At 46.4% G+C, this 263-nt stretch carries 1 protein-coding gene; it reads left to right on the top strand.

Going from position 1 to position 263, the window contains the following annotated elements; genetic code table 11:
• Positions 1 to 263 (top strand): hypothetical protein (locus tag EYW48_RS21750; RefSeq protein WP_277433109.1); only part of this gene is annotated, 263 nt, incomplete at both ends.

Here is a 263-nt window from a genome sequence, read left to right as displayed (position 1 = left end):
ATTCACATAACAAGCAATTCAAGTGGATTCTCAACGCGTGGCAGTTTTACTATGCGTTGAGTAAAGTGTTTTACGGTGCAATGCAGCGACTTGGTCAGTGCGTTGCTCACCACTTAATTGGGCGTTCGCTGGGGTTAAGAAAAACGGTGAACTTAGGGTGGAAAGGCTTTGGGTTTTCTAGCTACACACCGGCCAAGTCTCAGTTTCTCAACTATCTCGCCAGTTGCACTCTTCGGGAAGAGTTTGAACTTAACGAAGTCTGC

The organism is Vibrio sp. 1180_3, from assembly GCF_029478545.1.
GTDB lineage: Bacteria > Pseudomonadota > Gammaproteobacteria > Enterobacterales > Vibrionaceae > Vibrio > Vibrio aestuarianus.
The sequence above is the reverse complement of the archived record's forward strand: the minus strand, read 5'-3'. Positions and strand labels throughout refer to the sequence as shown.